11 protein-coding genes are annotated in these 13,126 nt (G+C 67.1%); 3 read left to right on the top strand and 8 right to left on the bottom strand.

Annotation, left to right across the window (positions count from 1 at the left end; all coding sequences use genetic code 11):
- The first annotated feature begins 9 nt into the window (after positions 1-9).
- Complete coding sequence (locus tag ACEPA4_RS08260; RefSeq protein WP_005416191.1) at positions 10-204, top strand: hypothetical protein; 195 nt, start codon at positions 10-12, stop codon at positions 202-204.
- A gap of 259 nt (positions 205-463) precedes the next feature.
- Here ACEPA4_RS08260 and ACEPA4_RS08255 read toward each other — a convergent pair whose 3' ends face one another.
- The 3 genes from ACEPA4_RS08255 to ACEPA4_RS08245 all read right to left on the bottom strand — a co-directional run bounded on the left by ACEPA4_RS08255 (position 464) and on the right by ACEPA4_RS08245 (position 4,243).
- Positions 464-1,588, bottom strand: coding sequence for a prephenate dehydrogenase (locus ACEPA4_RS08255; protein WP_065185190.1), 1,125 nt, complete (start codon positions 1,586-1,588; stop codon positions 464-466).
- Positions 1,585-2,493, bottom strand: a complete 909-nt coding sequence (gene pdxY / locus ACEPA4_RS08250; RefSeq protein WP_262090840.1) for a pyridoxal kinase — start codon at positions 2,491-2,493, stop codon at positions 1,585-1,587. Before pdxY ends, ACEPA4_RS08255 begins: the two co-directional genes overlap by 4 nt.
- A gap of 550 nt (positions 2,494-3,043) precedes the next feature.
- A complete protein-coding gene (locus ACEPA4_RS08245; RefSeq protein ID WP_262090842.1) occupies positions 3,044-4,243 on the bottom strand; it encodes an MFS transporter in 1,200 nt (399 codons plus the stop codon).
- Positions 4,244-4,315: 72 nt separating this feature from the next.
- Here ACEPA4_RS08245 and ACEPA4_RS08240 point away from each other — a divergent pair, with 72 nt between their 5' ends.
- A complete protein-coding gene (locus ACEPA4_RS08240) occupies positions 4,316-5,113 on the top strand; it encodes a helix-turn-helix domain-containing protein (protein ID WP_065179663.1) in 798 nt (265 codons plus the stop codon).
- Between the two features lie 122 nt (positions 5,114-5,235).
- On the opposite strand, the gene dnaJ is transcribed toward ACEPA4_RS08240, so the two are convergent.
- The 4 genes from dnaJ to hrcA all read right to left on the bottom strand — a co-directional run bounded on the left by dnaJ (position 5,236) and on the right by hrcA (position 10,261).
- Positions 5,236-6,360 carry a molecular chaperone DnaJ gene (gene dnaJ / locus ACEPA4_RS08235; protein ID WP_065179664.1) on the bottom strand — a complete coding sequence of 375 codons (1,125 nt, stop codon included), beginning with the start codon at positions 6,358-6,360 and terminating at the stop codon, positions 5,236-5,238.
- A 154-nt stretch (positions 6,361-6,514) separates the two neighbouring features.
- A complete protein-coding gene (dnaK, locus tag ACEPA4_RS08230) occupies positions 6,515-8,437 on the bottom strand; it encodes a molecular chaperone DnaK (protein WP_005416183.1) in 1,923 nt (640 codons plus the stop codon).
- A gap of 180 nt (positions 8,438-8,617) precedes the next feature.
- A complete protein-coding gene (grpE, locus tag ACEPA4_RS08225) occupies positions 8,618-9,133 on the bottom strand; it encodes a nucleotide exchange factor GrpE (RefSeq protein WP_005416181.1) in 516 nt (171 codons plus the stop codon).
- A gap of 63 nt (positions 9,134-9,196) precedes the next feature.
- Positions 9,197-10,261 carry a heat-inducible transcriptional repressor HrcA gene (gene hrcA, locus ACEPA4_RS08220; RefSeq protein ID WP_005416180.1) on the bottom strand — a complete coding sequence of 355 codons (1,065 nt, stop codon included), beginning with the start codon at positions 10,259-10,261 and terminating at the stop codon, positions 9,197-9,199.
- Between the two features lie 115 nt (positions 10,262-10,376).
- On the opposite strand from hrcA, the gene recN reads away from it, so the two are divergent.
- Positions 10,377-12,038, top strand: coding sequence for a DNA repair protein RecN (gene recN / locus ACEPA4_RS08215; protein ID WP_065179665.1), 1,662 nt, complete (start codon positions 10,377-10,379; stop codon positions 12,036-12,038).
- Positions 12,039-12,172: 134 nt separating this feature from the next.
- Here recN and ACEPA4_RS08210 read toward each other — a convergent pair whose 3' ends face one another.
- Positions 12,173-13,090, bottom strand: coding sequence for a LysR family transcriptional regulator (locus tag ACEPA4_RS08210; RefSeq protein WP_171955975.1), 918 nt, complete (start codon positions 13,088-13,090; stop codon positions 12,173-12,175).
- Positions 13,091-13,126: the final 36 nt, after the last annotated feature.

Genomic DNA, 13,126 nt, shown 5'->3' with positions numbered 1-13,126 from the left:
AGGTACGCGATGTCGTTCCGTCAGTTCCCCGCCGTCGACAGTAATGGCGAAAGCCACATCATCATCGAATTCAAGCCCGAGGCAAACGGCAGCGGGCACCACTCCGAAGCCACGCCGCGCTATGAGCTGGATGACGGGCGCCAGCTGGTGCGCAATGGGCGTGAGTTCACCACCAGTGGTGGTGAACTGCGGTTGACGATTTGAGGTTCGCCGGGCATGGCCCGGCGCTACCGCATTCGTGCTGCTCCGCGCTCGCGCTACCGGATCTCCATCCTCCGCTCTGGCAGGTATCGACCTTGGTCGACACGCTTTTGGCCAAAAGCACCCGAGCATGGTTCGACCCTACAGAAAAGCGTGGCCAATTTTTCGCCAGGCATCTTGACAGCCTTTGCCAGCAAGGGCTGAGAGAGGTTATCCACACGTTTGCTCAGGATCCATCCACACCGCCTGTGGATGAATGTGGTCAGCCGAGCACCCGCCCGATGCCGCTGGCGTCCACTTCCGCGGCCGCCCGGGTGATCGCTGCCGGATCACTGCCGGCGATGAACCCGATGCGGAAGTGCACTTCGCCACCAGGCGTACGTGAGGAATGGATCGAGGCCAGGCTGATGCGATGCTGCTCGAACACGTTCAGCAGCTCGCGCAGCGAGCCGGGCCGATCTTCCGGCAGGTGTACTGACAGCGCGTTGCGCTCGGTCAGGTCAGCCAGCAGATAGCCCACGCGTTCGAACGTGTAGTTGCCGTCCGCCAGCGCCTGCTCGCCGAAGGCAGTGCGATTGGCCGACAGCAGCTGCTCGCGGAATGCACCACGTGCACCGTCGTCACCCTGCACGACCTGCGCCTGCAATGCCTGCAGCTGGCCCACCAGCCGCTCCAGCATCGGCGCCACGTACGGGTTGCCGAACTGGATGTCTTCGTAGATCGCCGGGTTGAGCGACAGGATGCGCGAAATGATCGCCGTATCCAGCTCGAACGATGCCGAACGGTACGGCATCATCGCAGCCAGATCGCCCAGCTGCGGCTGGTACTGGCGCAACACGCCGGCCTGGGCCAGATGGGTGGCATGCACCATCGCCTGCACCAGCGCCATCATCTGGTCGTGGTGCTGCGGCGTGGCCCGCACGCACTCGGCCTGCAGCGCGGCGCACAGCGTATCGACCCACGCCTGCCAGAGCTGCAGCCGCGCTTCGCAGACCACCATCACCCTGCCCTTCAGGGTCGGCGCCTTCGGCGGCGCGGTCATCGGGTGCAGGCCGACCACTTCGGCCCGCGACGCCAGCATCGCCTGCACCGGCGCCTCCTTTACCGAGGTCACATCCAGCCACAGCCTGCCCTGCTCGCGGCCCGCCGATTGCCGCACGTACTCGGCGATCAACGCCGGGGTGTGCCGGATCGGTGCCGAGAACACCAGCACATCGGCCTGCGCCAGCAGGTGTTCCGGCGTGTGCGAACCTGGGTCGGCCGGATCGTGGCCGATCACCTGCAACTGCAGGTGCTGCTGGAAGAAGCGGGTCAGCCAGCGCCCGTAGGCGCCAGCGCTGCCGACGATGCCGACCGTGCGCGGCGTGCGTGGGTCCAGGCCGCTCATGCAACGCGTTCGGCGCGGAAGCGCGTGCCTTCGGCCAGCGCCGCCGGCGCGGCGGCGACCACGTCGAATTCCTCGAAGCCGTTGTCCAGGGTCGCCTCCAGCGCCGCATGGGTGCCGGCAATCGCACGCGAAATCGCCTGCTGCATCGATTCGCCGCGCAGCAGGAACGACACCACCAGCGACATCAGCACATCACCGGTACCCGCCACGTCCACCGGCAGCAGCGGCGAGGTCCAGCGCCAGGTTTCCTCGCGGCCGACGGCCAGGGTCACCAGTTCACCCGGGCTGCCGCCCACGCTGTGCGCGATCACCCAATGCGGGCCGCGATCCAGCAGCGTGCGCGCGGCGGCGATGGCATCGGCCTCGGCCAGCGCCGGCATGCCGGTCAGGCGATTCAGTTCGTAAGCGTTCGGCGTCACCAGCCAGGCATGCGGCAACAGGCGCTCGGCGAAGATCGCTTCCAGCCCGGGTTCCACGTAGGGGCCGGTGTGCGTGTCGCCAATCACCGGGTCCAGGCAATAGCGCAGCTGCGGGCAGGCCGGCAGGATGTCGTCCAGCCAGTCTGCGAAGGCGGCCCCGTTGGCGGTGCTGCCGAAATAGCCGGAGACGAGCATTTTCGCCCGCTGCGGCAGGCCGCGCTCGTGGGTGCCCAGCAACAGGTCGGCGAACCAGTCAGCGGGCAGCACGCGGCCACGCGTGGTGTCGTAGAAAGGCGCATTGCTCAGCAGCACGGTCGGGATATCCGCCACGCGCACGCCCAGCGCGCGCATCGGCGGTACGGCGGCACTGTTGCCGGCGTGGCCGTAGACAAGTTGCGACTGGACCGAGATGACATCGATCGGCGACGGGCCATCCGGCCGCTGGCGGCGGCCGTGGACCAGGCGGTTATCAAGGGATTCGCTCATGGCCGCATTCTACGCCCGGTGGAGTGTTCGGCAGGGCTTGCAGCCCTGCACCTGCCGAAGCTGCAAGCAACGGCAACGGCAAAAGCGAGCTATCCGTGGGGTGGCGGGGCGGTGTGGGTGGTCAGGACACGCCGTAAACCCATCCATGGGGGCTCGATGGCGCCATCCATGGCGCCAACGGTCCTGCCCACCCACACCGCCCCGCCTTTGACAGATTCCGGATGTCTGTTGGTAGGTGTCGACCTTGGTCGACACATCTGTCAGACATGGAATGAATTCATCCACGCATGGCATGGATCTACCGTGTCGACCAACGTCGACACCTACCAGAGCAGTACGCCGTTCCGGCAGATCACGGAAAACTGTCGAAGGCGGGGCGGGTCCGGTTGCAGGGGTGTCCGCGGCATGGATGCCGCGGCCAAGCCCCCAGGGATGGGTTTACGGCGTCCCCCGCCACCGGACCCACCCCGCCACCCCACTGATAGCGCGCTTCGGCTGTTGCCGTTGCCTCTGCGGGTGCAGGGCTGCAAGCCCTGCAAACCAAACCCCCTCAGTGAGCAGCAGGCCGCGACGGCGGCAACCACGCCGCCACGATGCCCAGCAACGGCAGGAACGCGGTCAGCTGGTAGACGTACTCGATGCTGGTTCTGTCCGCCAGCAGGCCGATCACGGCGGCACCCAGCCCGCCCATACCGAACGCGAAACCGAAGAACAGGCCGGACACCATGCCGATGCGGTGCGGCATCATCTCCTGCGCATAGACCACGATCGCCGAGAACGCCGAAGACAGCACGAAGCCGATCAGCACCGCCAGCACCGTCGTCCACAACAGGTCGGCATGCGGCAGCATCAGCGCGAACGGCGCCACGCCGAGGATCGAGGTCCAGATGATCGGCTTGCGGCCGATCCGGTCACCCAACGGGCCGCCGAGGAAGCCGCCAGCGGCGGACGCCACCAGGAACGCGAACAGGTGCAGCTGCGCCTGCGCCACCGGAATGCCGAAATGGTGGATCAGGTAGAAGGTGAAGTAGCTGCCGATGCTGGCCATGTAGAAGTACTTGCTGAAGATCAGCACCAGCAGGATCGCCAGCACCTTGGCCACCGTGCGTGGTGGATGGCGCGGCGCCATCGAGGCGGTACTGGCCGGGCGCGGCGTGCCCAGATGCAACGCGTACCAGCGGCCAACATAGGTCAGCAATGCGATGCCGATCAGGGCCGCGCCTGCGAACCACGACGCGGCATGCTGGCCGTACGGCACGATCACTGCCGCCGCAATCAGCGGGCCCAACGCGGTACCGAAATTGCCCCCCACCTGGAACACCGACTGTGCGAAGCCATGACGGCCGCCCGAGGCGAGCCGCGCGATGCGCGAGGCCTCCGGATGGAAGATCGCCGAGCCGATGCCGACCATTGCCGCTGCCAGCAGCACCATCGCGTAGTTCGGCGCGAAGCCGAGCAGCAGCATGCCGCACAAGGTCGAGGCCATGCCGATCGGTAGCGAATACGGTGCCGGGCGGCGGTCGGTGGCTACACCGATCAACGGCTGGAAGATCGACGCAGTGAGCTGATAGGTCAACGTGATCAGGCCGATCTGGGTGAAGCTGAGATTGAAGCCACCCTTGATCACCGGATAGATGGCCAGGATCAGCGACTGCATCATGTCGTTGACGACGTGCGAGGTGGAAATGGCGGCCAGCACGCCGGGGGCCGCCGGGCGTGAGGTCGTTGCGGGAGAAGCCAGGGTGGACATGGACGCAGTCAGGTTGGGGGCGAGCCCCGCATGCTACGGTTGCCCTTCCCTCCCTTCTGCCGCGTTCAGGTCATGCCCTATCGCAAAAAGGACATAGCCAGTGACGTCGATCCGGCCGCGCCCTGGCGGGAGGTTCCACTGCATCGCCCGGTCACCTATCGGGTCACCCAGTACCCCGTAGGTACCCACATCCCTGGTCACAAGCATCAGCGCCACCAGCTGGTCTACGCCATCTCCGGCCTGATGGTGGTGCGGTCGGAAGTCGGGCGCTGGGTGGTGCCATCGAACCGCGCGATCTGGATGCCGGCCGGCATGGTGCACGCGGTGGACTGCATCGCCGCCGTGCACATGCGCAGCCTGTACATCGACCCGCCGTTTGCCCCGCACCTGCCGACCGAGCCGTTCGCGGTGCAGGTGTCGCCCCTGCTGCGCGAGCTGCTGCAGGCCGCCACGCTGGTCAAGGGCGAGCACATCGAGGACAGCCGCGATGGCCGCGTGGTGCGCCTTCTGCTGGACGAACTGCATCGCATGGACGTGCTGCCTCTGCACCTGCCTGCGCCAAGCGACCCGCGCCTGCTGCGGATCTGCCAACACCTGCAGAAGCACCCCGGCGACGACGCCACACTGCAGGACTGGGCACAGGCGCTGGAGGTGGACGTGAAAACCATCCAGCGGCGCTTCGCCACCGAGCTGGGCATGACCTTCGGCCAGTGGCGGCAGCAGGCACGGCTGCTGGCCGCGATGGAACGGCTGGCGGTCGGTGACAAGGTCATCGATGTCGCGCTGGCGACGGGCTACGACAGCCCCAGCGCGTTCACCAGCATGTTCAAGCGCCAGCTGGGGCAGACACCTGCGGCGTTTTTCCGGTAACGCCGTCCACGCATGGCGTGGATCCACCATCGCGGCGCATGCCCGGCGGAAACCATCGCAGATCGCAAACGAGAACGCCGGGCATGGCCCGGCGCTTCCGCTCAACGCTTCCGTTGAAAAACTCAGGACGTCATCCGGTCCCAGAAGCCCTTCACGCCGTCGATGAAAGTGGCCGATTTCGGCGAATGCTTGCGCGCTTCCTCGCCGACGAAGGTGGCTTCGAACTGTTCCAGCAGCTTGCGCTGCTCGTTGGTGAGGTTCACCGGCGTCTCCACCACCACGCGGCAGTACAGGTCGCCTTCGCTGCGGCTGCGCACCGAACGCACGCCCTTGCCGCGCAGGCGGAACAGCTTGCCGGTCTGGGTCTCGGCCGGGATACGGATCTCCGCTTCGCCGCCGAGGGTGGCCACGCGCACGGTGTCGCCAAGCGCCGCCTGCGAGATGCGGATCGGCACTTCGCAGTGCAGATCATCGCCATCGCGCTGGAAGATGGCATGCTCGCGCACGCGCACTTCCACGTACAGATCACCCGGCGGCGTGCCGGCCGGGCCGGCCTCGCCCTCGCCCTGCAGGCGGATGCGATCGCCGGTGTCGACGCCGGCCGGCACCTTCACCGACAGCACCTTGTCTTCCTCGACACGGCCGTTGCCGTGGCAGGTCTTGCAGGGCTTGGCGATGATCTGGCCACGGCCGCCGCAGTTGTGGCAGGCCTGCTGCATGGCGAAGATGCCGCGCTGGATGCGCACCTGACCACGGCCATGGCACACGTTGCAGGTCTCGACCTTGCCGTCTTCGGAGCCACTGCCATCGCAGTCGCCGCATTCGGCCAGGGTCGGGATCTCGATCCGGCGCTCGACGCCGCGCACGGCCTCTTCCAGGTCCAATTCCATCACGTAGCCGATGTCGGCGCCGCGACGGGCCTGGCGCGGACCACCGCCGCCACCGCCAAAAATGTTGCCGAAGATATCGCCGAAGATATCGTTCATGTCCGGGCCGCCCGGACCACCACCACCCATGCCATGCTCGAACGCGGCGTGGCCGTGGCTGTCGTACATGCGGCGCTTGTTGCCGTCGGACAGTACTTCGTAGGCTTCCTTGCACTCCTTGAAGGAGGCTTCGGCCGCCGTATCGCCCGGGTTGCGGTCCGGGTGGAACTTCATCGCGCAGCGACGGTAGGCCTTCTTCAGCTCTTCGTCAGTGGCGGTGCGGGCAACGCCCAGCACTTCGTAGTAATCGCGCTTGCTCATATCGTGAATCGGGTTCCGGAACGTCGGGATTCGTCAAAGCGGAAGAGCGGAACCAGGTCCGCTCTTGCGTCGGGCGCCCCGACACGCCGGTAGGCGGTCAGGACCCTGATGCGACAACGGGACGCTGGTGGCCAGCGTCCCGCGTCGGTCCGGATCAGGACTTCTTGTCGTCCTTGACTTCGGTGAACTCAGCGTCGACCACGTCGTCCTGCGCCTTGCCGGCATTGCCGGCGTCGGCACCCGGGGCACCGCCCTGGTCGGCCGAAGCAGCGGCGAACAGCGACTGGCCAGCTTCTTCCAGTGCCTTCGACTTGGCTTCGATCTGTGCCTTGTCGTCGCCCTTCATCGCGGTTTCCAGGTCAGCCAGCGCCGCCTCGACCTTGCCGATGACATCGCCGCCGACCTTGCTGCCGTGCTCGGTGATGGCGCTGCGGGTGCCGTGGATCAGGGCGTCGGCCTGGTTGCGGGCCTGCACCAGTTCCTGGAACTTCTTGTCTTCTTCGCGGTTGGCTTCCGCGTCGGCGACCATGCGCGCGATCTCCTCCTCGGACAGGCCCGAACCGGCCTTGATCTCGACCTTCTGTTCCTTGTTGGTCTTCTTGTCCTTGGCCGACACGTGCAGGATGCCGTTGGCGTCGATGTCGAAGGACACTTCCACCTGCGGCAGGCCGCGCGGGGCCGGCTCGATGCCGGACAGGTCGAACTTGGCCAGCGACTTGTTGAAGCGGGCCTGTTCGCGCTCACCCTGCAGCACGTGCACGGTCACGGCCGACTGGTTGTCCTCGGCGGTGGAGAACACCTGCGAGGCCTTGGTCGGGATGGTGGTGTTCTTCTCGATGATCTTGGTGAACACGCCACCCATGGTTTCGATACCCAGCGACAGCGGGGTCACGTCCAGCAGCAGCACGTCCTTGACGTCGCCGCCCAGCACGCCGCCCTGGATCGCCGCACCCAGTGCCACGGCTTCGTCCGGGTTGACGTCCTTGCGCGGTTCCTTGCCGAAGAACTCGGTCACCGCCTGCTGCACCTTCGGCATGCGGGTCTGGCCGCCGACCAGGATCACTTCGCTGATGTCGCTCGAACGCAGGCCGGCATCGTTCAGGGCGACGCGGCACGGCTCGATCGACTTCTTGATCAGGTCGTCCACCAGTGCTTCCAGCTTGGCGCGGGTCAGCTTGATGTTCAGGTGCTTCGGACCCGACGCGTCAGCGGTGACGTACGGCAGGTTCACTTCGGTCTGCTGGGCGCTGGACAGCTCGATCTTGGCGCGCTCGGCAGCATCCTTCAGGCGCTGCAGGGCCAGCGGATCCTTGCGCAGGTCGATGCCCTGGTCCTTGTTGAATTCTTCAACCAGATATTCGATGACGCGGTTGTCGAAGTCTTCGCCACCCAGGAAGGTGTCGCCGTTGGTGGCCAGCACTTCGAACTGCTTCTCGCCGTCGACATTGGCGATCTCGATCACCGAGACGTCGAAGGTGCCGCCGCCCAGGTCGTACACCACGATCTTGCGATCCTTGTTGTCGCCCTTGTCCAGGCCGTAGGCCAGCGCAGCCGCGGTCGGCTCGTTGATGATGCGCTTGACGTCCAGGCCGGCGATGCGCCCGGCGTCCTTGGTCGCCTGGCGCTGGCTGTCGTTGAAGTAGGCCGGCACGGTAATGACCGCTTCGGTGACCTTCTCACCGAGGAAGTCCTCGGCGGTCTTCTTCATCTTCTCCAGCACCTTGGCCGAGATTTCCTGCGGGGCCATCTTCTTGCCGTCGCTGGTGGCGACCCAGGCATCGCCATTGTCATGGGCCAGGATGCTGTACGGGACGTGGGCGATGTCCTTCTGCACCTCGCCATCGGTGAACTTGCGGCCGATCAGGCGCTTCACCGCATAGAAGGTGTTCTTCGGGTTGGTCACGGCCTGGCGCTTGGCCGAGGCACCGACCAGGACTTCGCCGTCCTTGGTGTAGGCGACGATCGACGGGGTGGTGCGATCGCCTTCCGAATTCTCGATGACGCGGGCCTTGCCGCCGTCCATGATCGCCACGCACGAGTTGGTGGTGCCGAGGTCGATACCAATGATCTTGCCCATGGGGGAGACTCCTGAGGATGCTTGTTGGGGTCAGTCCGGCCGTTCGGCCGGTGGATGAATACGATGTGGGGGAGGCCCGTGGAACATTCAAGCCACCTCCCGAACGCTGTGTTTCCGACGATCCGGCGCATTCAGCGTCGGGTCGGGTGACGGGTCTGTCCGCCGCCCGGCCCTGCCGGATCAGTCGGCGGCCACCACCACCAGCGCCGGCCGCAGCAGGCGCTCGTTGAGCAGGTAGCCCTTCTGGAACACGGTCACCACGCTGCCCGGGGCAGCGCCCGGGGTCGGCACCTGGCTGATGGCCTGGTGGTGTTCCGGGTTGAACGGCTGGCCGATCGGATCCAGCAGCGCCAGGCCGTTGTCGGCGGCGACCTTCAGCAGCTGCTTGTAGGTCAGCTCCAAGCCTTCGCGCAGCGGGTGCGGGTCGTCGCCGGCGGCCTTCAGGCCGGCATCCAGGCTGTCGAACACCGGCAGCAGCTCGCCCAGCAGCTTCTCGTTGGCGAACTTGCGGGCCTGCTCGATGTCACGGGCAACACGCTTGCGCTGGTTTTCCAGGTCGGCGCGCTCACGCAGCGCATCGGCCTTGACCTGCTCGACTTCGGCGCGCAGGCGCTCGACTTCGTCGTTGACGCCGGCGGTGGCAGCCGCATCGGCGGCACTCTGCTGGGATTCGATATCTGGATGTTCGTGGTTCATGTCTGGGTCCCTGGCGGTCACTCTCCGCCTCCACCCACCCTAGTGTGGGCGGGATGCTGCGTTTCAAGCGTCGGATGTTCCCGGCGTGCGTCCGGCCGGTGAAAAGGCCGCGCCAAGCACATCGGCGGTGGCCTGGACCAGCGGGATCACCCGGTCGTAGGCCATCCGCTTGGGACCGATCACGCCCAGCACGCCCAGCACCTGGCCATTGGCGGTGTACGGGGCAGTGACCAGCGAGACGCCCTGCAGCGGCATCATTCCGGTCTCTTCGCCGATGAAGATGCGCACCCCCGGCGCCTGGATGGTCCGCTCCAGCAGCTGCAGGATCTCGCGCTTGCTGGAGAACAGCTCGAACAGTTCGCGCAGGCGCTCCAGGTCGGACAGGTCCTGCACGCCCATCAAGCGGGTCTGCCCGGCCACCAGCATGTCGTCGGCCGCCGGCTGCAGGGCCTGCTCGGCCAGTTCGATGCTGTGGGCCAGCAACTGCTCCAGTTCGGACCGGGCGTCGCGCAGCTCCAGCAGCAGTCGGGTACGGATCTCGGCCATCGGCAGGCCGGCGAAATGCGCATTGAGGTAGTTGGCGACCTGCTCCAGCTGGCCTGGCGCAAACTCCTGCCGGGTCTCGATCACCCGGTTCTGCACCTCGTTGTCGGCAAATACCAGGATCGCCAGCACCCGGCGCCCATCCAGCGCCACGAAATCGATCTGGCGGAAGGCGAACTGCTCGCGCCGCGGTGCGCTGACCACGCCGACGAAGTGGCTCATCGCCGACAGCAGCTCCGAGGCGCTGCCGAGCAGGGCCTGGGTGCTGCCGCCACCGGCCAGTTCCTGGCGCAACCGGGCCAGCTCGCCCTCGCCCGGCGGCTGCATCTGCAGCAGGCTGTCGACGAACACCCGGTAGCCATGCGCGGTCGGGACGCGGCCGGCCGAGGTATGTGGCGAGGCCAGCAGGCCCAGATCCTCCAGGTCGCCCAGGATGTTGCGGATGGTGGCCGGGCTGACCTCCAGGCCGGCCACGCGCGCCAGCGTCTGCGAGCCGACCGGCTCGCCGTCCTGGATATATCGCGCGATCAGCGTGCGCAGCAGGTGGCGCGCACGCGGGGCAAGCTGGTCGGGAGAACCGTGCATGGAATCAACCTGTGAGACACGGACACTAGATAATGGCGGCGCATCGCCTTGGCAAGTCATTGGACCTCCCGCGCCCGCGTGCTAGCGTTGCGCGGCTGCTGACACCCCCTTACCCATGCTCAGACATCTTTCGATCAAGGATTTCGCCGTCGTCCGCGCCACCGAACTGGAGTTCGGGCCAGGCATGACCGTGGTTTCAGGCGAGACTGGCGCCGGCAAGTCGCTGATGGTCGACGCACTGGGCTTCCTGTCCGGCCTGCGCGCTGACAGCGGCGTGGTCCGCCATGGTGCCGCACGCGCCGAGCTTTCCGCCGAGTTCGCGCTGGAGCAGCTGCAGGCCGCCCGCCAGTGGCTGGCCGACAACGAGCTGGACGACGAGGACCAATGCCAGCTGCGCCGCGTGATCCGCGCCGACGGCGGCTCGCGGGCCTGGATCAATGGCCGCCCGGTGACGCTGGCACAGCTGGGCGACCTGGCCTCGCTGCTGGTGGAGATCCACGGCCAGCATGAACAGCAGGCGCTGCTGGCGCGCCCGTCGCAGCTGGCCCTGCTGGATGCCTATGCCGGCAACGAGAACGAGCGCCGCCAGGTGCGCCACGCCGCCGCGGCCTGGCAGGCACTGGTCGATGAATCGCTGGCGTTGTCGCAACAGGGCGACGTCAGTGACCGGATCGGCTTCCTGGAGCACCAGCTGCGCGAACTGGACCGCGAGGACCTGGAACCGGAATCGATTGCCGCGCTTGGCGCCAGCCACCGTCGCCAGGCCCACGCCAGCGCCCTGCTGAGCGCCTGCCAGGCGGCCAGCAACCAGCTCAACGGTGAAGACGGCAGCTCCGCGCTGGACCTGCTGCAGCAAGTGCGCCACGAGCTGTCGCGGCTGGTCGAGCACGACCCGCGCCTGGGCGAGGTGGACGGCCTGATCGAGAACGCCTCGATCCAGCTGCACGAAGCCCTGTCGCTGCTGGACCGGGTGCATGACGACCTCGACGCCGACCCGGAACAGTTCGAGGAGAACGAGCGCCGCCTCGGCCGCCTGCACGACCTAGCCCGCAAGCACCGCGTGCCGATGGACGAGCTGGGCGCGCAACGTGAGCGCATGCATGCCGAAGTGGAGCAACTGCGCGGTGCCGATGAGCGCCTGCAGCGCCTGGCCGGCGAGATCGACAAGGCCGCCGCCGCCTGGCGCGTACAGGCTGAAGTGCTGACCGCCAGCCGCCGCAGCGCCGCTGCCGAACTGTCGGCCACCACCACCGGCATCATCGCCGAGCTCGGCATGGGCGGCGGCCAGTTCCTGATCGAACTGGAGCCACAGGACAGCGGCAAGCCCGACCCGCAGGGTGCCGAGCGCGTCGAGTTCCTGGTGGCGGCCAACGCCGGCCAACCGCCGCGCGCCCTGCGCAAGGTGGCCTCGGGCGGTGAACTGTCACGTATTTCGCTGGCCATCGAAGTGGCCGCGCTGGACCTGGATGCGGTGCCGACCATGGTGTTTGACGAGGTCGACTCCGGCATCGGCGGCGCGGTGGCTGACATCGTCGGCCAGAAGCTGCGCGCGCTCGGCGAGAAGCGCCAGGTACTGTGCGTGACCCACCTACCGCAGGTCGCCTCCAAGGGCCACGCCCATTACCGGGTCAGCAAGGCCCCGGTGGAAGGCATGACCCAGAGCGCAGTGGAAAAGCTGGACAACAAGGCGCGCGAAGAAGAGCTGGCGCGCATGCTCGGCGGCGTGGAAGTGAGCAAGGAAGCGCGCGCCGCCGCCCGCAAGCTGCTGCAGGCCTGAGGCCTGTTCACGGTTATCCACGCATGGCGTGGATCTACAACCCACCCGCACGGTAGTGCCGGCCGCTGGCCGGCAACCCAACACCGGTGGACGATGATCGTGAGGTTGCCGGCCAGCGGCCGGCACTACCCGTATCACCCCAATGGCCGCGCCAGATCCACGTTCTCCACCAGGAAATCGAGGAACGCGCGCACCCGCAGCGGCAGGTAACCGCCCTGCCCGAGGAACACCGCGTGCACCTCTTCCAGGTCACCGGGATTGGCCTCTTCCAGCACCGGCAGCAAGCGCCCGGCAGCAATGTCCTCCTGCACCTGGAATGCCGCCAGCCGCGCCATGCCCAGCCCGCCCAGCACCAGCTGGCGCAGCGCATCGCCGTTGCTGGCGCGGGCATTGCCACTGGGCAGCAGCATCCGCTCGCGCCCCTCCTGCAGCAACGGCCACCCCTGCATCGCACGAGCATGGCCTATGTCCAGCCGGTTGTGCGACTGCAGCTCCTCGGCAGTGCGTGGCAGCCCGTGCCGCTGCGCGTAGGCCGGTGCAGCCACGATCAACATCCGCGTCGCGCCCAGCCGTCGCGCCACCAGACTGGAGCTCTTCAGCGGCCCGGCCCGCACTGCCACGTCGGTGCGCTGCTCCAGCAGGTCGATCACCTCGTCGTTGAGGGTCAGGTCCACGCCCACCTGCGGGTTACGCTCAAGGAACGCCGGCAGCAGCGGCAACAGGAAATGGCGGCCAAACGGCACGTTGGAGTTGACCCGCAACCGCCCGCGCGGCTCGGCATGGGCGCTGGCACAACGCTCGGCCTCCTCCAGGTCGGCCAGCACGCGCAGGCCACGCTCGTAGAACGCGCAGCCTTCCGGGGTCAGCTGCAGCTGGCGGGTGGAGCGTTGCAGCAGGCGCGTGCCCAGCCGTTGCTCCAGCCGCGCCACCAGCTTGCTCACCGCCGACGGCGTCATGTCCAGCGTGCGGGCCGCAGCGGAAAAGCCACCGGTCTCGATCACCCGCACGAACACTTCCAGTTCGCCGGATCGGTTGATGTCGGGTCGCGCCATGGCGATGAATCCAGTTCACAGATGATTGTCCGTGCG

The sequence above is a fragment of the Stenotrophomonas sp. P2112 genome (assembly GCF_041897515.1).
GTDB lineage: Bacteria > Pseudomonadota > Gammaproteobacteria > Xanthomonadales > Xanthomonadaceae > Stenotrophomonas > Stenotrophomonas sepilia.
The sequence above is the reverse complement of the archived record's forward strand: the minus strand, read 5'-3'. Positions and strand labels throughout refer to the sequence as shown.

Coding starts and splice junctions, on each gene's coding strand:
- pdxY (WP_262090840.1), bottom strand. CDS start 2,493: ATGAGCGAATCCCTTGATAACCGCCTGGTCCACGGCCGCCGCCAGCGG.
- hrcA (WP_005416180.1), bottom strand. CDS start 10,261: ATGCACGGTTCTCCCGACCAGCTTGCCCCGCGTGCGCGCCACCTGCTG.
- ACEPA4_RS08240 (WP_065179663.1), top strand. CDS start 4,316: ATGCCCTATCGCAAAAAGGACATAGCCAGTGACGTCGATCCGGCCGCG.
- recN (WP_065179665.1), top strand. CDS start 10,377: ATGCTCAGACATCTTTCGATCAAGGATTTCGCCGTCGTCCGCGCCACC.
- ACEPA4_RS08255 (WP_065185190.1), bottom strand. CDS start 1,588: ATGAGCGGCCTGGACCCACGCACGCCGCGCACGGTCGGCATCGTCGGC.
- ACEPA4_RS08260 (WP_005416191.1), top strand. CDS start 10: ATGTCGTTCCGTCAGTTCCCCGCCGTCGACAGTAATGGCGAAAGCCAC.
- dnaJ (WP_065179664.1), bottom strand. CDS start 6,360: ATGAGCAAGCGCGATTACTACGAAGTGCTGGGCGTTGCCCGCACCGCC.
- dnaK (WP_005416183.1), bottom strand. CDS start 8,437: ATGGGCAAGATCATTGGTATCGACCTCGGCACCACCAACTCGTGCGTG.
- grpE (WP_005416181.1), bottom strand. CDS start 9,133: ATGAACCACGAACATCCAGATATCGAATCCCAGCAGAGTGCCGCCGAT.
- ACEPA4_RS08245 (WP_262090842.1), bottom strand. CDS start 4,243: ATGTCCACCCTGGCTTCTCCCGCAACGACCTCACGCCCGGCGGCCCCC.
- ACEPA4_RS08210 (WP_171955975.1), bottom strand. CDS start 13,090: ATGGCGCGACCCGACATCAACCGATCCGGCGAACTGGAAGTGTTCGTG.